Origin of the sequence: Pseudomonas sp. RIT-PI-o, assembly GCF_001297215.1 — a bacterium.
Classification (GTDB): domain Bacteria; phylum Pseudomonadota; class Gammaproteobacteria; order Pseudomonadales; family Pseudomonadaceae; genus Aquipseudomonas; species Aquipseudomonas moraviensis_A.
The window spans coordinates 107,648-126,305 of sequence record NZ_LHPA01000022.1 but is presented as its reverse complement, the minus strand read 5'-3'; the positions used below and the strand labels follow the sequence as shown (position 1 = coordinate 126,305).

The 18,658-nt window shown below is 52.1% G+C and carries 17 protein-coding genes; 6 read left to right on the top strand and 11 right to left on the bottom strand.

Annotation, left to right across the window (positions count from 1 at the left end; all coding sequences use genetic code 11):
- Positions 1–7 precede the first annotated feature (7 nt).
- The 8 genes from traL to AEQ63_RS13940 form a co-directional block, all read right to left on the bottom strand.
- The gene (gene traL / locus AEQ63_RS13975) at positions 8–289 is read right to left on the bottom strand and encodes a type IV conjugative transfer system protein TraL (RefSeq protein ID WP_064363844.1); all 282 of its coding nucleotides are present in this window, start codon (positions 287–289) and stop codon (positions 8–10) included.
- Positions 286–1,140, bottom strand: a complete 855-nt coding sequence (locus AEQ63_RS13970) for a DsbA family protein (RefSeq protein WP_064363843.1) — start codon at positions 1,138–1,140, stop codon at positions 286–288. Before AEQ63_RS13970 ends, traL begins: the two co-directional genes overlap by 4 nt.
- Before the next feature lie 93 nt (positions 1,141–1,233).
- Positions 1,234–1,878, bottom strand: coding sequence for a DUF4400 domain-containing protein (locus AEQ63_RS13965; protein ID WP_064363842.1), 645 nt, complete (start codon positions 1,876–1,878; stop codon positions 1,234–1,236).
- 1 nt (position 1,879) lies between these two features.
- Positions 1,880–2,335 (bottom strand): hypothetical protein, encoded by a 456-nt coding sequence (locus AEQ63_RS13960; protein WP_152972373.1) that lies wholly within the window; start codon positions 2,333–2,335, stop codon positions 1,880–1,882.
- A 7-nt stretch (positions 2,336–2,342) separates the two neighbouring features.
- Positions 2,343–4,214: a conjugative transfer system coupling protein TraD gene (gene traD, locus AEQ63_RS13955; protein WP_064363840.1), complete on the bottom strand. Its 1,872-nt coding sequence runs from the start codon at positions 4,212–4,214 to the stop codon at positions 2,343–2,345.
- Positions 4,211–6,943 (bottom strand): MobH family relaxase, encoded by a 2,733-nt coding sequence (mobH, locus tag AEQ63_RS13950; RefSeq protein ID WP_152972372.1) that lies wholly within the window; start codon positions 6,941–6,943, stop codon positions 4,211–4,213. Before mobH ends, traD begins: the two co-directional genes overlap by 4 nt.
- Before the next feature lie 820 nt (positions 6,944–7,763).
- On the bottom strand, positions 7,764–8,591 hold the full coding sequence (locus AEQ63_RS13945; protein WP_064363838.1) for a hypothetical protein: 828 nt from the start codon (positions 8,589–8,591) through the stop codon (positions 7,764–7,766).
- 15 nt (positions 8,592–8,606) lie between these two features.
- Positions 8,607–8,891 carry a hypothetical protein gene (locus AEQ63_RS13940; protein ID WP_064363837.1) on the bottom strand — a complete coding sequence of 95 codons (285 nt, stop codon included), beginning with the start codon at positions 8,889–8,891 and terminating at the stop codon, positions 8,607–8,609.
- 320 nt (positions 8,892–9,211) lie between these two features.
- On the opposite strand from AEQ63_RS13940, the gene AEQ63_RS13935 reads away from it, so the two are divergent.
- From AEQ63_RS13935 to AEQ63_RS13925, 3 genes are all read left to right on the top strand, one after another.
- Entirely contained in the window at positions 9,212–10,213 is a 1,002-nt protein-coding gene (locus AEQ63_RS13935; protein WP_064363836.1) for a hypothetical protein, read from the top strand.
- Between the two features lie 23 nt (positions 10,214–10,236).
- The gene (gene csrA, locus AEQ63_RS13930; protein ID WP_064363835.1) at positions 10,237–10,422 is read left to right on the top strand and encodes a carbon storage regulator CsrA; all 186 of its coding nucleotides are present in this window, start codon (positions 10,237–10,239) and stop codon (positions 10,420–10,422) included.
- A gap of 162 nt (positions 10,423–10,584) precedes the next feature.
- On the top strand, positions 10,585–10,920 hold the full coding sequence (locus AEQ63_RS13925; RefSeq protein ID WP_064363834.1) for a hypothetical protein: 336 nt from the start codon (positions 10,585–10,587) through the stop codon (positions 10,918–10,920).
- Between the two features lie 583 nt (positions 10,921–11,503).
- Here AEQ63_RS13925 and AEQ63_RS29305 read toward each other — a convergent pair.
- Positions 11,504–11,917 carry a PD-(D/E)XK nuclease family protein gene (locus tag AEQ63_RS29305; protein ID WP_442965711.1) on the bottom strand — a complete coding sequence of 138 codons (414 nt, stop codon included), beginning with the start codon at positions 11,915–11,917 and terminating at the stop codon, positions 11,504–11,506.
- A 472-nt stretch (positions 11,918–12,389) separates the two neighbouring features.
- Here AEQ63_RS29305 and topA point away from each other — a divergent pair, with 472 nt between their 5' ends.
- Positions 12,390–14,546 (top strand): type I DNA topoisomerase, encoded by a 2,157-nt coding sequence (gene topA, locus AEQ63_RS13915; RefSeq protein WP_236705264.1) that lies wholly within the window; start codon positions 12,390–12,392, stop codon positions 14,544–14,546.
- Between the two features lie 373 nt (positions 14,547–14,919).
- Here topA and AEQ63_RS13910 read toward each other — a convergent pair whose 3' ends face one another.
- Positions 14,920–15,309, bottom strand: coding sequence for a hypothetical protein (locus tag AEQ63_RS13910; protein WP_064363831.1), 390 nt, complete (start codon positions 15,307–15,309; stop codon positions 14,920–14,922).
- 201 nt (positions 15,310–15,510) lie between these two features.
- Between AEQ63_RS13910 and AEQ63_RS13905 the strand changes: the two genes are divergently transcribed.
- Positions 15,511–17,007: a 3'-5' exonuclease gene (locus AEQ63_RS13905; RefSeq protein WP_064363863.1), complete on the top strand. Its 1,497-nt coding sequence runs from the start codon at positions 15,511–15,513 to the stop codon at positions 17,005–17,007.
- Between the two features lie 10 nt (positions 17,008–17,017).
- On the top strand, positions 17,018–17,269 hold the full coding sequence (locus tag AEQ63_RS13900; protein WP_064363830.1) for a hypothetical protein: 252 nt from the start codon (positions 17,018–17,020) through the stop codon (positions 17,267–17,269).
- Between the two features lie 361 nt (positions 17,270–17,630).
- On the opposite strand, the gene AEQ63_RS13895 is transcribed toward AEQ63_RS13900, so the two are convergent.
- The gene (locus tag AEQ63_RS13895; RefSeq protein WP_064363829.1) at positions 17,631–18,521 is read right to left on the bottom strand and encodes a DsbA family protein; all 891 of its coding nucleotides are present in this window, start codon (positions 18,519–18,521) and stop codon (positions 17,631–17,633) included.
- Positions 18,522–18,658: the final 137 nt, after the last annotated feature.

The window sequence follows — 18,658 nt, the reverse complement described above, 5'->3', positions numbered from 1 at the left end:
AAGTGCCTCAGTGCAGTCGATTGATAAAAGGATTGGGTATCGACCTGGCCTTTGGCCCACCGATACCGGTGTACCACCAGATCATGTGCGCCAAGTACCCATCAGGGTTTCTGTCTCGGTATTTGCGATAGACACGGGTCATCAAAACGCCTGCCAAGGTTAAGATGCCCGCCATACCAAAAAAGACCCCAAGGACGAGGCCAAGGCCAATTGGAGCTACTTCATCCGCTTGCCAAAAAAGCACGTGAGGAGGGTCGTCAACGTATTGAGGAATTGTTACTTGCTTCACTGAGGGACTCCTTGCTGAACGGGCGCACCATTTACCAGTGCCGACATGGCCTTCACGATTTCATCGGGAGGATAGGCACCAGAAAGAACCTGCTTACGGCCCGTCGGGTTATGGATAATGAGAGTGGTCGGTGTCACCTTGACCCCGGCTTGAACCGCCTCCTGGAGATCTGCTCGGATCTTGTCGTCGTAGCGACCGCTGTCCACGCATGCGGTGATTTTTCGAGCGTCGAGCCCCAATTCTTCGGCAATGCTGGATAGGGGTTTTTGCGTGCCACGACCGTTCAACCCTGTAGAGGAAAAAATGGAACTGATCATGCGAAAAAAGGATTGATTCCCTCCCTGATCAGCTGCGCATTCCGCCGTCAACGCTTGAAGCCTCGAGTTCTCGCCATGCAGCGGAACGTGTTTGAAGATCAACGAAACGTTGCCTCGTGAGCCGTCCACTAATGCCTTAGGGGCTGGGTAAAATTGTTGGCAATACGGGCACTCGGTATCGCTGAATTCCACAAGCGTGAATTGGGAATTTGCTTCCCCATAACGACGCTCAATTCCAGCAGGTGCAGCGGTGGTGTGTTCCTGTCCAGGCTCAGTGCTTGCCGCTGAACCTATCAACGATGGATAGAGCACTTGCAGCTGCTCAACAGCATCTTTCATATGCTCATAGGAGTACGCCCAAGGCTTAATTTTCGCTTGCTGAGTACCCAAGCGATCGATCAAGTCGTTGGTTTCGGCAAGCTGCCGGTGAAGATTGTTCTGGGCGTATAGCGAGATTCCCGCCATTACGATCGCAAGAGCAGCCATTGCAACCGGTGCGAACCTGGTGAACTTTGTTTTGGTGGCAGAAGGCACAGAATCACTCCTATTCAGATGGTGTGATTTTGTGTGATCTACTGAATCTAAGGGCGGCAGTTCGCCCCCATGTAGGGGGCGGTTCTCCCCGAGCTAGAGACGCTTCGGTAGGTTTCCGAGCAACAGAACACAAGCGAACGGTATGACGATGATTGTCAGAATCGGAATAATCATTGGCGGAATGGGCAGCGGCGCAATAAAGCTCACGATCAACGCCGCCCCAAAGAACATAAGCAGCATAGAACTGTATTTATTCAAGAACGGCGACGAGTATGCAAAGTTGTAACGCTTTATTTGCCAGGCCATATATCCTGAAACCATTGAGGGTATGACCATGATTACCATGGAAGGGATCCACATCCCTAGAAGAATTATTCTGTAAATTATATGGTAAATGACCATAGCAAGCGCCTCACCTCGGGCCTGTATGAAGGGAAACCATAACTCGCCTAAATGCTCCCAACCTTTTGATTTTTCGATTTCTGCGGCTGACGGGATAAAAAAGCTAGAAACAGTGTCTTTGATTCCGGAGTCGCCCAAAAAGGAAATATACAGTTGGTCAGTCGACTGCCTTACTAACGCTTCAGACTCTTCACCCAACATGGTTCGAGTCCAACCCTGTTCCTTCAGGATTGAACGCTCAATAAAATTGTTTGGTACCAAGCAAACGACAAGAATGATCTCTACAAAAAAGCAGACTATAAATGCCCAGAATGTTTTTGGCCATTTCTCTTCCATATCATTTTCTCCCAGACTCAATCAGGGTCCAAACTTTAGATAATGGGTTTTGAGGCTGCAAAAGGGCTTTAGTGACCGACGTCCGATCACAAAAATCACCCTCATAGTCAGCGTCATTCATTATCCGTGCGATTTCATCGGAAACAATAGAGCTTTTGTTGACCAACTCCTTGTCACCAACGATCTCGCACATTCCATCGATAAAAGGATCCATAAAAGCGGCAAGCCGCTGCCTGTCAGTCGCACCGACATTTGCAAGGTATGACTCTAGCGCAGTTTGAATTACTGCTTTTGTCACGTGAGTGGTTTCAGGCGCCTTGAGTAAAGCTGCAGCAACACTGATAAGTGCGGCAGCGCGAGGCCAGTCCGACTTCAGCAGGTATAAAGCATCCTTCAATGAACGGTTATCGCCGAAAACTTCCATAAAGACTTTGTTAGCCGTATTTGAATTGTTCATGGATTGTCTACGCTGCATTTTTAATAATAACTTCTTTATATTTAGCGGCCTGCTGGGCAGCTTTAGCCATGTCTTTAGGCGTCGTAAGAACAGGCACCTTGCCTTTTATAAGTCTTCCGCCTGCCATAATTGCGATGTACTCAAGATTCGGAAGTTGACCGAACATCTGGGACGGAAAGAGTTCGCCCTCTTCCTCCATCAAGCGTTCGCCGACATTGCCTGAGTGCATATGCGGATCTTGCCCAGATGAAGCACCTTGAGTTCGCATAATATATTTGTATCTTGTCGGAGGAATCTTCGACGCCACGTACTCTTGCGTATCAGGATCCGTGATTCTCAAAGCAATGAGGTGGTTCGTGTTACCCAACACTTGGCGTGCTTTTGCTGCATCCCCCATACGTGCTTCAAAGTCCGCAATGGTCTGGGTAGCCACATACAGACTCAGTTTTGCCCCACGACCTTTGTTGAGCAACTGAATCAGCTGGTCGTTCACCACCTCGGCAGCCTCGTCGACGAAGATGCTCACGGGACGCAACGAAACGCCGTAGTTGTAACGCTCACCAGCTACGGAAGCCAAATCCGCCAAGAAGATCGATCCGATCGCAGAGCCAACAAGAGGGTCTGAAAGGGAGTCGAGCCCCAGGTACATGACCTGCCCACCATCAATAATCTTCTTGGTATCTGTTACTTCACGATCGTCATCATCATCGTCCATTGGGGACAACAGTGGGCCCATGTGCCCCGATGTGAGCATGTTTAGTACGGGCATCAAGGACGCAATCATCTTCCCGAAATGCTGGCTGTCATGCTCGTACATCGAAAGCACACCTTCAAGGTCAGAGTTTGCCTTTACAGGTTGAACTTCGACTCGATACATAGCGATCAGGCCAAGTGCCCTTGCGCCGTCAGATTGCGCCCCTTTCAAATAATGTTTGACTGTTGCCTCAAAATCAGAAATCAGAGGCTCTGAATAAGCCTTGATTGCCTTGATGATCAAAGTTGCCAAACCACCTTCAAGAGCCCGGCGAATTGAAACCAATGTCGGCTGTTCGCCGCAAATCAACATGGCCTGAACAACGTTGTTGATTGCCATCATCGCGAAAGCTTGGAATGGGTTACCAGCCTCAGATTTCATCAGAGCAGCAATTCGACTCGCAACTTCAGTTGGTCTTGAGAAGTTCTTGGTGGGTGAAACTCTTGTAGATTTTTCAGGGAACGCAGGATGAAAATACTTGAATCTATTAGGTTCACCCGCAATCTCGCATGCTCTTTTCGTGTTCTCTGCAAGCTCACGATCCCCTTTCGGATCAATTACGATTACAGCCTCACCGCGAAGTACCGCTTGGGTTATCTTTAAATCAAAAAGCCGAGTTTTGCCCGAGCCTGTAGTACCCACAATTAACTCGTGAAGGCTTGTAAGTTCTGTTTCTACCTTTTGGGCCTCGTCTTTTTTCTGACTGAGGCCGTGAATCCATGGCGCCCCCATAAAGCCGTCTTTCACTTTAGGGACAAACTTCGTGACATCACGCTTAAGCAAATCGAAAAGCATCTGACCTTCTGATTGCGTCCACTGATATCCTTGACCCAGATATACAGAAGTCGGATTTGCAATCATAAAGTCAAGAAGCTTATCTTGACTTAGTAGATCGACTGGCTGCGCTCCCAGACGTTGTTTAATTCTGTGAAGCTGGATTGCTTTAGGCAATTTCTTCAAAGCAAAGGCCGCTTGTATTCCTAATGTACAGGCGAAAGGCATAAAAGGAAGGCCACTACTTAGCAAGCCTAATGAAGCTGTAGCGACCATGCCCCCAGTCCAAGCAGCCACTTCGACCGCTTCAAAATTCGGACGCCAGGGAACGTCATACGCCCACTCACTCATACCATTAACTCCCGCGGGATAATGACCACGATATTTTTACGACGCATGACAAACTCGCAGTATTCACACAATGCATTTCTTATTTCGTCATGACTAAAGCCGATGACAGGCTCAAGCGCTTTGAACGACCCTGGAGTAAATTCCGCAGCTGTTTCACCAGTTTCTAGCGCGATGCGCTCTACGTGTTGAATTGCGAGCTTGACGATTCGCCTACTTCGGTCCAGCGACGCCTGATCCCGTTTTTTATTTACTGAGAGAAATTCGAACTGCTGACCTGTTAGCTCCTCAACTAATGCAGCGATAGGATTGCTCAGCACTACCCCATTAATATTGTTTAATTTCTGCACAACTCGCTGCTTTAAACCACCGCTTTTGAGAAAGTTCTCCATAACCCAACCTGAAGTATGAAGAGTCATCACTTCTTCTTCGGTTAAGACACTGCTTCCACTTGAAAGCGGCAGAAACAGTTTCGAATTCAAGACCGACCAATGCACCACATTCGGAACGTGTCGAATAAGGATATTCATCGCTTCAGGTGAAGCATTCACAAATGAGTCGGCTATCGGGGTTAAGGACTTCGGAGTGGCAGATTCGGTCGATTCCTGAAGGTGCGACTGAGAAGAATCTTTTGCTTTTGACTTCTCCCCCGCAGGTTCATCCACCTCAGCGAATGAAACCGTCGATACGACCTGAATAGAGGATGGCTTATTTCCATTTCGTCGTTGCTGTGGTGTATTGGCCGAGGCGCCAGCGAGTGGCGCCAGCAAATCACCCTGACTGTCCTTGCCCGTCGACCTCCGCGCGGGCTTCCTAGGCTCATGATTGAGGTCCAAGCCTTCGAACAGTCCATGCAGAAGATCTTTCTGAGGAGATACGGTTTCTTGAATAGCAGCGGTCGCGGCTGGAGGCTCAAACTCAGACTCTTCAAACACCACGCCTTGCAAACTAGAATCGTAGTCCTGGCCTTGAGTACTTTGTGTCTGATCTGCCAGGTAGGCTTCGACGTCAAAGTCGTCTGGGCTTACAACTTGGGCTGCAGGCGCCTTCTCCTTTGGCAGCTGCACAGGCGGCGCCGTCGATGGGCCAAAAGCACTTTGGTCATCATCAAGTGAAAAGATCAGTGGCTCGAAAACGTCACCTACTGGCCCCTCACTGCCCCCCAGTTCGTCCTCAGAGAACAAGCCGTCAATATCGAGCCCCTCAACGGCCAAATCTTTTAGGCCAACTGGTCGGATTTCGGGCTCAAGGACCATCGCCAAGGATTCTGTGTCGAGCGGCTCGAGGCTGATGCCCTTCGCGGCTGCCTTTTGGTGCAATGCTGGGCTCGCAGTACGCTTTCCACCAGTCGAGGCAGGTGTGAAATTGTTGACCAGATCGCCCAGCGCGGTGCCCATGTGAGCTTTAGCAGTCGATACTGGTGTTTGGGCAGCGCCGACAGCAGCTTGAGGTTCATCTTGAGCCGTAGCGCCAGGCGATGCAGAAGTAACCTCAAGTGTTACTGCGTCCGCGTCCTTACCCAGCGTCACAGAAACGGCTGTTGGTGGGTGGTCGTAACCAAAGACGGTATCCGCGCTCATGATTTTGAGGCACTTCAAATACGTCTCTTTGGTAAAGCCAGCACCATCGACTTTTCTAAGCTCGAAGGGGGCGACATCCCAGTAAGGTCCCCCATCCGGCCCGCGATCAGCCAACCCATTATCGATCAGAACATTCGCCAGCAGATCGGGCGTTCGAGGGATAGCATTAACTCCCTGCGCGATGATTTCTTTTACGATGTCTTCCGCACCCTGCTTCCATACGACGAAGACGCCATCCAGGGTGATCCACACCCTTGACCCTTTCTTGTTTACGGCCCAAGTCCCCATCGAAACTAGGCGCCGAATGGCATCTACAACAAGACGGTTCACCGGGACACCGGTACCACTTGACGTGGCCTCACCGCCATGGCGCTTCATGTCTTGCTCGACTGATGCCGAATCGGAACGTATGACGATCCCAGTTAGAACACTGTTGGGGTCATCACCACTTATTGCGTTGACCATGGACGCATAGATGTCCTGGCCAGCGTTCATGATCCAGCCTCGGGTTTTACGCGGAATGAGGGTATCGACCATGGTTGCCGACAAGTGCTTATGGACCTTGTGGCGATTCGAGTTCCAGTGCAGGTAGTACCGCGCCACGCTCTGGCTATTGGCCCATTCAAGCAATGACTCCTCAACAGGAGCCCACACTTTTGCACCGGTTTCGTCGGTCACTCGCAGATCTGTTAGAGGCTTTCCGGCATCGTGTATCAGGCCAGCGCACATTGCTGCAACACGCCAGGGTTTTTCACGCTTCGATTTTTCTTGGGGGTACTTATCGTGATCAAAAACCGCGTTGTTTGACTTCAAAACCGCGAATGCCGCGACCTCAATGCCATGGCGCATTAGCCCGCCTGGACCGCGGTGGTGGTGGAGCTCCGATGCTGGAAGGAGGTGAACGTAATCGGCATAGGCGCGCAGCACCGGCATGACCAACTCATCGAACTCTTCTGGCCGTAGCCCTAAGGTAGTTTGGATTTTGGTCAATTTGTCGGCGTGCAGCTTTAGCAGATCCCCACCACGGATAAGCGCCGGATAGCCGCTGATGAAGGGCGGGTACCGCAACATATGCTCATCACCCTCCTTCAGTCCCTTGATGACCTCAGGAGAGAGCAGAACGTGAACAGGGTGTTTGGGCTCAGGAATCACTGGGCCTACCTGGCGGCGGCCAAAAATCCTGGCGAGAGCGTTTCTGAACAATTCACAGCACCGATTCAGTTCTTGTGACCGAAAGGATGCCAACCACTAAGTCGATCAAGCGGGTCAATCGACCCCCTAAGTGGGGGCAGACGAATACCGATGCTCAACTCCTTGCCATTTATTCTCACTGTCATCCACTGACAGAGACCTTCAACGTGAAGTATCAAACTTTTGCGATCGCAATAGCCTTGGGTCTTGCCCTAAGCGGCTGCTCATCGAAGCCTAAAAAACAGGAAATAACCTACGTTGCTCCAACGACTGTGGAGGTTCCTGTCCGACACTGGGAGGAGTTTCGTGCGTCATGGGGTCATGAGGGCCGTGGAGGCGCGGCACTGCGCAAACCAACCTATCAGCACGTAATGGCGTCCGAAGATGCGATTGTGATTCGACCTGTCGTCAGGAATGAAGAGTCCGACCATGGTGCAGTGAAGATCTTTGCGCTTCGCGGAACTCCGGAAGAGTGGCAACGCTCAGCCTTGTCTCAAGGCGTCCCCGCATCGCCCTCCGCGCCCCAGGTAGCGCAACAAAAGCCAACCACCGTGGATATGGATTCTGCACAGTACCTGCGGGCTTATCGAAAGTTCTGTAAGGGGGCCACAAGCGAAATGACTGAAGAAGAGTGGTCAATGGTTGCGCTTGGCGGACCTAACCACATTCCGCCTTCGTTACGGGGCAAATGCCTCACTCAGAAATAAACTGGCGAATTCGTCCGCCCTCAATAACTGTAAATGTCACCGTAGCTGACTGGTATTGACTGAACACCGGCCAGCTACGATTTCTCAGTCAAACCTTCCTTCTCTACGCTTAACGCCATCACGCTCGCCACGATTTTCCAAGAGAGCGCACCAAAGAATAGCCAACCAAATGTTGATATAAGCAGCACTCCCGCTCCCAGCGCCTGGTGCAGAGTGCCAGCTGCTTTTGCCGCTGCTTGTATAAGGACTCCAGCGGGCAAGATAATCAGAATAGGCAACAGCACTCGCTTGCCGGAAACCTTGACTAAGCTGTTTACCCGGTCCGCGTTTCCTTCAGACACCACCCGCAGTGAAAGACCAATGTTGACCACGAAGTGGTACATCCCTCCAAAAAGAATCAGCGGCGGAACGAGGATCATTTGCTGCTCAATCGTCGTGGAAAACAGAATGACGTAAAGCGCCACCTGTTCAAAAAAACTTCTCTCAAGAACCGCTCCCTGGCCAGGGGAATGAGAGGGATTCGTAAAGTACTGGGAGTACACCATCAGTCCTATGAAAAGGATGTGCATTCCGGTTAGCAGTACGAGGATGGGTTTGGCCGATAATCGTGGAAGGCTCAACCAGTAAGATCCCTTCGTCAGTTGCTGATAGCAGGTCGCCGCAACAGGCGCTCCAGTGTCCTTGGCGAACGCTATTGCAACAATGATCAGGAAGAACGGCGAACAGACGTTGAATAGGTGATAAAACGCTTTCCCCCCCATCAAATAGATGATCAGCCCAACGCCGCCGAACAGTGAGGCTGCAAGTAGGTAGCAGGGCAAGGCTTTAATTGAGAGAGCGCCAGCACCAGCAAGCCACTCCCCCCAATTCTTCCAATAAAGCTGATTCGGTAGCGGTTTCACTCAGTGCCCAAGTCTTTAGTAGGTGATGTACCCCAGCGGTACGCCGATAACAAGCCCGGCGCCGACGGCGATCGACACAGCGATTATTACAGACTTGGTCCAAAACGTTGCACCAGGTATCGACGCATCGAGCTGCTTGAGATCTTCCTCAAGTGTCCTGTCAAATGACGACCGTGGCTCGAAAGCAAGCCGCGGCGTCATGCTCGCGATTCGCTGAATCTCATCCAGCGACTGTTGTTGCTGAAGCAGCAGATCACCGCCTGGATATTCTTCGCTTCTGGAAATGGGGTGTGCGGACATTGTTCTCACCTCGACTTTAGGTATCGAAACATTATCCGTACTGGCCTTTCGCTTTATCGCCGATTCGCCCCTCAACAGGGGGTGCGTTGCCTAATTGCCCCCTCGAACGGGGCTAATCAACCGCCCTCGCGCGACCTGCGACTTGTAGAGTTTAGTCACATCTGCTCTGCAGCCTCTTCAGAAAAACCGGGGCTGCATATTGAGCGGCTCCCTTAAGGGCCCTTGCATTTTTTCGGGAGCCCACAGAATCGAAACGAGTGAGGGCGAAGCCCTCCGTTCAATTCAACGAAGACGGCAGTAGCCGGTCACGGAGGAAGATTATGAGCAACAACATTTCTAGCCTGAAGGCGCTTGCGGCAAGCATCACGCCGAAAAATGAAGGCGACATCGGTGCAAAACGGGGCGACTTTTACTCGTTCCCGTTGGACTTGTTTGAAGAGCAGCCTGGGTTCAACCCTAGGAACTATGACAGTCCAAAAACCAAAGCCCACATCGAGAAGCTCGCCCAAGCGTATATGGCTGGGCAAATGTTGCCTCCGCTGATAGTCAAGGTTGTTGATGGTCGGTTGATTGTTCGAGCTGGACATTGCCGACGTCTCGCCGCTCTCCTTGCTCGAGAACGCGGGGCTCAGATATTGCGCCTCAGTTGTATTGAAATGAAAGGCGACGAGAACGAGCAGGATGCTCTTTTGGTCACTTCTCAGGATAGCTTGGATCTATCGCCGATTCAGCGGGCGCGCGTCTACCTGCGCTACATCAACCGAGGCATGACTCCTGACGAAGCCGGTGTTTTTGTCAATAAATCAGGCAAGCACATCAAGGAGGAGCTCGAGTTGCTTGATCTACCTGATGATCTGCAAGCCTTGGTTGAGGATGATGTTGTCAAACCATATCTCGCAAGGAAACTCTTCAAGGTTCATGGTGGCGAAAAAGCGCTAAACATGATCTTGACCCAGATCGCAGCACTTGAAAACGCAGACGGCGTGGATCCCCAGCAGGCGCTTATGCCTGGCGCAACCGCCAGTCCCAAGCCCCGTCGAGTCACCGAAAAGCAGTTCAAGGACGTCATGCCATTGACGATCAAGAAGAGCTTCGCTCAGACGATGTTCAACGGATTTTCAAGCCTTCGGGACCATGTGAAGGACGCTCAACCGGACGCGAAAGACGGCACGGTTCAACTCAAATTACCTGCTGATCTCTTTGCCCAACTGGACACGATCCTGGCCGAGGTCGAGAAGCTCCGCGCCAAACAGTTGGCGGCGAAACCAGACGGTCAGGAAGAAGACTCAAGCGACGACAACCAACAGCAGTTAGCCGTTTAAACCTAAAAAGGAAGGGAAATAAAATGCTGATTCTTACTCGACGTAACGGTGAATCCATCAATATCGGTGAGGACATCATCATCCGTGTCCTTGCGGTGGACGGTGGCCAAGTCCGTATCGGAATCGACGCCCCCAAAGAGGTACCAGTACATCGGGACGAAGTTTACGATCGTATTCAGAAAGCTATCCCGCACAAGCGCACCGCTTGATCTCTAACCTTTGCGTAATGCACTGCACAAAGAAACCGCTTACCCTTTAGTGCTGCGCAGCCGAATGTCGAGCTGATTTCTGACGTCGAAACGACTATGTCCCTACCGTAGGAAAAGAGGGTTCTCTGCTTTTCCCATTGCCACCCTGAAGGACTTTGAGTAATGGATACCCTACTCTACCTCTTAAAGAATGCACTCTTAGTTGCCGCTTGTATTCATGCCTATAGAACGAGCCGAATTTCACTCCTAGTCCCAGTAGCAATACTTCTCGCTATGTCCACTGGTTTTGAAATGGGCTTTCCAGAAGGCATGACGTGGATGGATTTGTTTGCTGGCAATCTCAACGAGGAGGCAGTCAAAAAATGCGTTATGTCATCACTGCTTATCTTAGCGTTCCTTTTAGGGGCGGCAGTTTTTGTCATGCCAGACATTTCTCGGCTCTTGGATGCTGCAGACAAAAGGACCGCAAAGCCGACCGATAACCAAAAGATTGAGTGATACGCCAATTAGCCCGCTGTACCCCAAGCCTCGGCCCTTAAAAGCCGGGGCCGCAGTCGAAAGAGAGGTGCGGTTTTCGCGCCCAGGATCGAGCAGGGAAAACCGTGAACGAGGGTGATGACAAAAATGCGATTTGGTTGGCTGCGGAGTCAGCAAGGCGAGTCGCTTTGCGCGCTGCGCTCCGCGACAAATCGCTTTGGGGTGATCAGTCTGTGAACTTGATCTGCGGGATGATTAAGGCTTTTTGCGTAGCTATGGCGGTTTCAATTGCCTTTCAACGCTCCGGGCTACACGAGATCTTTTGTCATGTGGTGGCTGTACTTGTGACCGGGCCATTGTTGGTATTCAACCCACGGGCGTTTTTCTGGCGAAACGTATTCAGCGAGCGAGCCGACGCTGCGTTTAGTGAAACCCTCCGCGACTACAACCGTAGATAGGAAAAGTATCGCTTCGGGTTCTATAGCCTCAGATACATCAATAAGCCCGCACTTGCGGGTTTTATTGTCGCCGCAATTTCTATAATTTCGCATTTATTTACAACCGACAGCATGAAAATGGCGGCTTCGTGGTTTGCCGCGAGACGCTATTGGTATCGAGGGCAGCGAGGTGCTTGATCGCAGGAAGAACATACTTGTAGGACAGCAACCCTCGGGCTCGCAGCACCACGACGGATTTTCAGCTCCCAGTAACGATTCCAAAGCGCAACAACCTGTGATGTCGCAAGGAGTTTTACTGGTAGGTATGTGGTAGTACCGTAGCCGGTGACACGGATGTACCCGACTGGCGACACCGGGCGCCGATAGCCCAAGAGTGTTTGTGACTCTCGCTCCAAGATCACTTTGTAAACTGAGAGCTGAATGACATCTCGCAGGTACACCGCTGCTTTCTTGCGCCGCTTCGTGTCAACAACAAACAGATACCGCCCATTATCGAAAATTTGATCACAGCGCCCATGCAAAGGAACGGGCATGGTGGTGCTGAGATCTCGCTCCGACATGACCACAGATGCGCTCCGCAGCTCGGCGGGCAACGGCTCTCTCCAATTGGTCAGGCGTGAACTGTTTTCTTGTCTCATGCACCTATCATCCCACCTCTATAAACAATGCAAGTTTCGATGTCGAACTTATGGCCAAAACATACGCCCACGGTTGCATTTTCAATGCAGATGCAATGATGAGGACGACTAACTGATGGATGGAACTGCTATGTCCCAGAAACACCCACGCTCTGTATCAGCCACAAACCTATCGAAGCTTGGCCATTGCGAAATGCTCGTTGTCTTGGGTGAAGTCGTTGCACAATCAACAGCGTCTCGAGCTCGGACCCAGGCAGGCAACACCGAGCATGATCGTTTCCATATCAGGGCAAGTGTAAACGCAGCCCCCCCTGCCGGGGGGCGGATTGGAACGAAGAACATCGACTAGACGGGGCATCGTACCTTCCAATTTGAGGAGGTTGACGTGGCCCTGATGAACCTGTTGATTGTTGAAAGTCCGACCAAAGCGAAAAAAATAGAAAAATTTATAGGCCCTGGCTGGCTGGTCACGGCCTCTGCGGGACATATTCGAGATCTTCCCTCGAACGAAATGGGAGTTTCCGCACCAGACTTCCAGCCCGAATACGTCGTTTTGCCGGATAAGGCGAAGACCGTAGCGTGGCTACGAAAACTCGTGAAAGATGCCGGTAACGTTTATCTAGGTACCGACCTCGATCGCGAGGGCGAAGCGATAGCCTGGCACTTACTTCAAACACTCAAACCCAAGAAGTATTGGCGAGTCACCTTCAACGAGATCACAAAAAAAGCGATCCTCGACGCTATCAAGTCCCCCCGCGAAATCGACATCAACAGAGTCAAGGCTCAAGAGACCCGCAGGGTGCTAGACCGGATTTTCGGTTACTACGTTTCCCCTTGGCTGACCAAAATCGCAGGGATCGGCAGGAGTCTTTCGTCAGGCCGTGTGCAGTCTTCAGCACTGCTGTTGATCGTACTGCGTGAAAGGGCAATTCGTGACCACGTCCAGATCGAACATTACCGTCTCGACGTGAAGTTTCACATGAACCTCAGCGGGGCCCCAGGTGGACCATCCAGTACTTGGACAGCGACATGGGAATACGGCCCTCTTTTCAAAATGCTCGAACAAGAGCCGCCAGCGCACTTCACGGACAAAGCCTTCATTGACAAGTTGGCCATGGCCATTCAACAGCAACGCGGCTTTACCGTGCAGAAAGTCGCTACTCGCAAGACGTTTCGAAAGCCCCCTCCCCCCTTTACAACGTCGACGTTGCAACAGGCCGCATCTGCCCGCCTGAAAATGAACCCGGATGAAACCATGAAGCTGGCACAGTCCCTCTTCGACTCAGGTGCGATTACTTATCACCGCACAGACAGTCTGAACCTCAGTGAAGAGGCTTTGACCGCGATTCGTGATTTTTTAACAAGTTCGGGACAAGCTATTCCCGCATCTCCAAATACTTGGGAGTCGAAGGAAAGTGCCCAAGAGGCTCACGAAGCGATCCGGCCAAGTGACATTGAAATGCGCCAATTTGGCGATGATCAAAACTCGCCCGACGCGCAGCTGTATCGCCTGATCTGGATGCGCGCTGTCGCAAGCCAAATGAACCCAGCTACCTATGATTCGACAAAGGCTGTGCTCGTGAGCGATGTAGCACTCAAGGGACACCAACAACCTTTTCTGGCCAAAGGACGAGTTTTGATTGATCCAGGCTGGCTAGCCCTCACAAAAGGCGATGAAACTGAGGAAGAAGGAACAGCCCAGGACAATGAGCCGACAGCGCCACTACCTGCGTTAATAGATGGCCAGCGCTTGACGGCACTTTTACCTTCAGTCGAGACGCAAAAGACGCAGCCCCCCGCACGCTTGTCCTTGGCTGGACTCGTTAAGGAAATGGAACGCCTCGGTATCGGACGACCTGCTACCTACGCAGCCACCCAGGCGGTCCTTGAAAAAAGAGGCTACATGGAAGTAAAGGCCAGAATGATCTACGCAACGGCTCTTGGCGAAGCTGTTGCAGATGTCTTGCGAGAGTACTTTTCATTCATTGAGCTCAATTTTACGCGGCAAATGGAAGACGGGCTCGACCAGATTGCAGCAGGTAAAGCGGGTTATAAGGCGGTCGTGTCCTATCAGTACAACATCTTGCAGTCCGAACTAGCTGCTGCTTCCAGTGCTGGCTCGACGCAAGCTTTTATCGATATGCGCGCGGATCTTATCCCCTGTCCAGTGTGCTCAGATGGTGTGTTTGTACGTAGAAAAGGTGGAGCCGGCCACTTTTATTCCTGCAGCCGCTATCCAGAGTGCAACGCTACTGCACCCGAAGCCAAGGCCAAACGTGGAGCACCGCACAGCCCTGACCTCGATCGACTCAAAACCGGAGATGAGCCAAAGGTGGCGGTGGTACTCAGCGAACAGAATTGCCCTAAATGCGACAAGCACAAATTGGCGTTGAGAGACGGGACACGTGGCCCCTTTTGGGGTTGCACCGGATTTAAATCACGCCCAGCGTGTAAGGCAATTGTTCAGGACCTCGATGGGATCCCGGATATAGAGAATTGGGTTGAGAAACCCAAGCAGGCTCGCAGATCTTCCAAAGGTACTGGACGTTGAACGGGGAGGTCCATATCTGCCAAGAAGGGCAAAGCGACTATTCCCGCAAGTCAGCATCACTTGGGGGCACAGTCCGAGAGATCCTCGATCGCTGGGAGCGACTTGAACGGCGATCGCTTGGACTCTCCGTCATTCAGGCGACTACAGAAAGCCTCGTGTATCTAATGATCCCAGGCGCAGGTTTGGCAATCGCGACGGAGGGAATTGGCACTCGTTGCACATCCCCCGTCGAGAGCACTGCATTTGCGACGGCTCTCCAATTGGGACAAGTGCAGATCGCCGCTATCCATCACATGACGAAGAGCCAACTGATCCTTCACCATGCCACAGGAATTCCTCTGGCAGGGTCGGCCGTGCCCAGTTCCGAACTGTCTCAGCCTGACAACTCCTGCCAGTGATATTTCTGCCAGTCCATTATTTGGCATCCCTGACCAGGCTGGTGCGGGGTTGCGGCTGGTGTCGCTTTCCAAAAACGACCTTTGTCACTTTCACGGTCAAATACGAACCGAACACGCCCACATTTGCCCATGTTTACATAGGTATCACTCCAGCGTTTCAACTTCCCGCCGCTTTTTGAGATGTCTCCAGCAGCAACTCTCTGAACCTGTCCGGATACGACTACAGCCTCCAGGACTATCGCCCCAGTCCCTATTTTGGCGAGCCTCAAAAATGCACCGTCATCCTGCGGAACATCAGGTGTCGGCTGAGTGCAACCTACTGTTGAAGATCCAAGGAGGATCACCAGAAGAATCTTCAGGCTCATCACTGCTCTCATCGATGCGGGGCAAAGGCGAGCATGGTCGCCAGTTCCCTGGAGCTCACAGTCTGAGTTGAACAACGGCTCATGGAGGGTCTTAACTGCCCCTCTTTAGGGGGGGGACCTCCGGATAGGGGGGCGTTGCGCAGTTGCGTTTTTGAGGGCGCTGTTAGGCTTTAAGTATTACGAGCTAACAGGCAAATGGACATGAAAAAGCAGATCACGCTGACTCTGGAACAAGCTGCAATCAAGGAATATCGCGGTCGGCGCCTGCGGGTCCGTGCATTTGCCGGTGCAGCCAAAACTACGACCCTTGCTGAGTATGCAGAGGCGAACCGAAGTGAGCGGATCCTTTATGTCGCTTACAACAGGGCGATCCGTGACGAAGCGGCAAGCAAATTTCCAAAAGGGGTGGACTGCAAAACTGCCCATCAATTGGCCTACCACAGCATCGGTCGAAGCTACTCAGGAAAGTTGGCCCAGAATCTGCGGCTAACGGATATCGCGAACGCCGTGGACACGCGCAACTGGACAGCCGTGAAAGACATTCAAGAGACGCTGACCAACTACCTGAACAGCGCTGACTTCGATATCGGCGAGCAACATTTCAATCGCGTCGAAGCCGGTACCGAGCTGTCTGGAAAAAAAGCGCAGTACCGATCTTCGGTTGTCGCTGGCGCCAACATGTTGTGGCAACGAATGATCGACCTTGACGACAAAGAAGTAAAAATTACCCACGACGGATATTTCAAGCTCTGGCAAACATCGCAGCCAGAGTTATCGAGTCGCTATACGACAATCCTCGTCGACGAAGGTCAGGACCTGAATGCGTGTTTGATTGATGTGATTTTCAGACAGAAAGCCAAGGTGATCATCTGTGGCGACTCGCACCAGCAAATTTACCGCTTTCGTGGCGCGGTAAACGCCTTGGACCACTCGGCGATGGATGGCGTCGACGAGATGTATTTGACCAGCTCTTTTCGATTCGGCCCAGCGGTTGCTCATACGGCCAATATCATCCTCTCCTACAAAGGTGAAGAGCTTGAAATCATCGGGGCGGGTCCGGCCACCAAGGTGACCCGCAAACTTCCTGATGACATCGATCACCACGCCGTGCTGCATCGTACTGTGATGGGTGTAATCGAAAACGCCCTGATGCTGGCTGCTCAAGATCATAAAATATTTTGGGTTGGGGGCTTGGAAGCCTACAAGTTTTCCGAGCTCGAAGATCTCTATCGCTTCAGCAAAGGTGAGAACACTGAGATTCGGCGGCGCCAGTTGCTCGAGGAGTACAGGGACTTCCAGGAGTACCGGGTAATTGCGGAGGAATCGAATGATCGCGAGATGGAGCGCTCGGTCAAACTGATCGACACCTATGACGATTTACTTGAGCGCCTTGCCGAGCTTCGCCAGTGCTCTGTAAAAGAAGAATTCGACGCTACTGTCACCCTCACCACTGCTCACAAGGCTAAAGGCCTTGAGTGGGACGCTGTGAAGCTGTACGAGGATTTTGCAGATCCGCTCGATCCAAAAATGGAACCCGAAGAGCGGGATGACGAGCTGAACTTGCTCTACGTGGCGGTAACACGCGCCATGAAGATCCTGGCGCTTAATACCGTTGTGATCGGTCTCATGGCGAGTTTCGTTGAGAAACGAAATCGGCAAATCGAGCATGCCTCTCAAGCGCTGGCAACCCATTCATAGAGGAGTCTCCATGGCCTGTATCGAGCAGGAAAGCCCCCCTGAAGACGAAGCTCGCTATTTCCAGGTGATGAGCGACTACAACGAGCTTATGCGAAGTCTGGACGTTGGGCCGGTGCCAATGTGCCATTTCACGCTGATGGAATTTCACGAATGCGATTCCGACCTCAGCGGGCGCAGTGACGGTTATCAGTGTCGGCATTGTGGCCACAGCTTGGACAGCACCGAGGCTTGGGCGAAGGTTCGGGCCCGCGAACAGAAGTAGGGAAACCAATTATGGCTAGTCGCCGTCAGCCTTTCACCCCATGCAAGCTCTATATCGACGGCGCTGACGGCTTGAGCGCCGGAGATTACATAGTCACGTCTGGTGGGTCGGCCTATCTGGTGCAAGCAACTCGACCAAGCCCGAGCAAGCCTGATCGGTTATACCTGGACTGCCTGCGCTGGGTACCGGACCAGATACCCGCGGATGCCAGATGTTACAAACTCAACTGGTACCGTCGTTAGAGTCGATCAGCGGGAAGAAGGAAGCAATTTCCTGGTTAAATGCAGCGGCTCTGCTGAGACAGGTTGAAAAAAAACCCGTCAACTGGACGGGCTTTTTCATCATTTGCCACAGGTTTCCATTATTGGTCCTGGCCAGATGGAAGCTTCGCTCCCACAGCAGAATCTGGCGCAACATCAGAAGCACTACCCGCCTCAGTAGAAGAATCCGCCGCACCCACTGCTGGTTTGGCATTACGTTGCTCGTGAGCCTCGATCATTCCAGAGATGGTCGCGATGAGCTTTTGAATCGGCAAAGCGCCCGAAACCAGTTTTTCCTCGCCGGTCAGGCTGTCGACGATCAATGTTGCAGGAGTACCCGTTACCTTGTACTTCTCGGCGAGCTTCATATCCGCCTGGATCCGCTGGTCATACCGCCCACTTTTCAGGCAGTCCTGGAATTTGTCGGTGTCGAGACCAATCCCCGCAGCAAATTCATCCACGTCAGCGATTCCCTGACCGTTACCGCGCGTCTTGTTGAACATTTCCTCGGCAGCCACCCAGAAGCCTGCGGCGCCACGTTGTTCCGCGGCGCATTCTGTCATCACAGCTTCGCGTGTAGCCGCAGGATTATGGAAATCGAGAGGCATATGCCGCCATTCCCACTTCACGTGGTCTGGCGCCTGATCGACTAACTTTTTCGGGGTCTCATGGTAGCGCTTGCAGTAAGGGCACTCGAAGTCCGAGAATTCTACAAGCGTAAAGCGCGCTTCGAGCTTTCCATAGATCCGACGTCCGTCCGGTGCATCGTTAACCGCCAAGTCCTCGTACTTGGCCAGCTTTTTGTTGACCTCAGCAGCGTACTGTTCCGCCCGATTGAGCTTGATACTTTTGGCCACCATCACGTTGAATTGTGCTTGGTTGTCCGCAATGAACGGTTGGGTCGATTTCCAATAATAAAAAGCGCCAGCAGCGGCAGACAACGAGATCACCACCGACACACACGCCGTTCCGAAAAGGGCTTTGAAGGTCATATCGAGATATCCAAAATTAGGTGCAGGAAGAGTAAGAGCCAGGTCCCCGCATCCATCAGGCAATTGCCCCCCGCGGCGGGGGCAAACCTCACTCTCAGAAGCACTTCGCTCGATACAATCAAATGAGCAAAAAGCCG

Excerpts from the sequence above, each read along its gene's own strand:
- AEQ63_RS13940 (WP_064363837.1), bottom strand. The coding sequence starts at position 8,891 with ATGTCCGCACACCCCATTTCCAGAAGCGAAGAATATCCAGGCGGTGAT.
- AEQ63_RS13960 (WP_152972373.1), bottom strand. The coding sequence starts at position 2,335 with ATGAACAATTCAAATACGGCTAACAAAGTCTTTATGGAAGTTTTCGGC.
- AEQ63_RS13905 (WP_064363863.1), top strand. The coding sequence starts at position 15,511 with ATGAAAAAGCAGATCACGCTGACTCTGGAACAAGCTGCAATCAAGGAA.
- AEQ63_RS13910 (WP_064363831.1), bottom strand. The coding sequence starts at position 15,309 with ATGAGCCTGAAGATTCTTCTGGTGATCCTCCTTGGATCTTCAACAGTA.
- AEQ63_RS13965 (WP_064363842.1), bottom strand. The coding sequence starts at position 1,878 with ATGGAAGAGAAATGGCCAAAAACATTCTGGGCATTTATAGTCTGCTTT.
- traD (WP_064363840.1), bottom strand. The coding sequence starts at position 4,214 with ATGAGTGAGTGGGCGTATGACGTTCCCTGGCGTCCGAATTTTGAAGCG.
- AEQ63_RS13925 (WP_064363834.1), top strand. The coding sequence starts at position 10,585 with ATGGATACCCTACTCTACCTCTTAAAGAATGCACTCTTAGTTGCCGCT.
- AEQ63_RS29305 (WP_442965711.1), bottom strand. The coding sequence starts at position 11,917 with ATGTCGGAGCGAGATCTCAGCACCACCATGCCCGTTCCTTTGCATGGG.
- AEQ63_RS13935 (WP_064363836.1), top strand. The coding sequence starts at position 9,212 with ATGAGCAACAACATTTCTAGCCTGAAGGCGCTTGCGGCAAGCATCACG.
- topA (WP_236705264.1), top strand. The coding sequence starts at position 12,390 with ATGAACCTGTTGATTGTTGAAAGTCCGACCAAAGCGAAAAAAATAGAA.
- AEQ63_RS13895 (WP_064363829.1), bottom strand. The coding sequence starts at position 18,521 with ATGACCTTCAAAGCCCTTTTCGGAACGGCGTGTGTGTCGGTGGTGATC.
- AEQ63_RS13900 (WP_064363830.1), top strand. The coding sequence starts at position 17,018 with ATGGCCTGTATCGAGCAGGAAAGCCCCCCTGAAGACGAAGCTCGCTAT.
- csrA (WP_064363835.1), top strand. The coding sequence starts at position 10,237 with ATGCTGATTCTTACTCGACGTAACGGTGAATCCATCAATATCGGTGAG.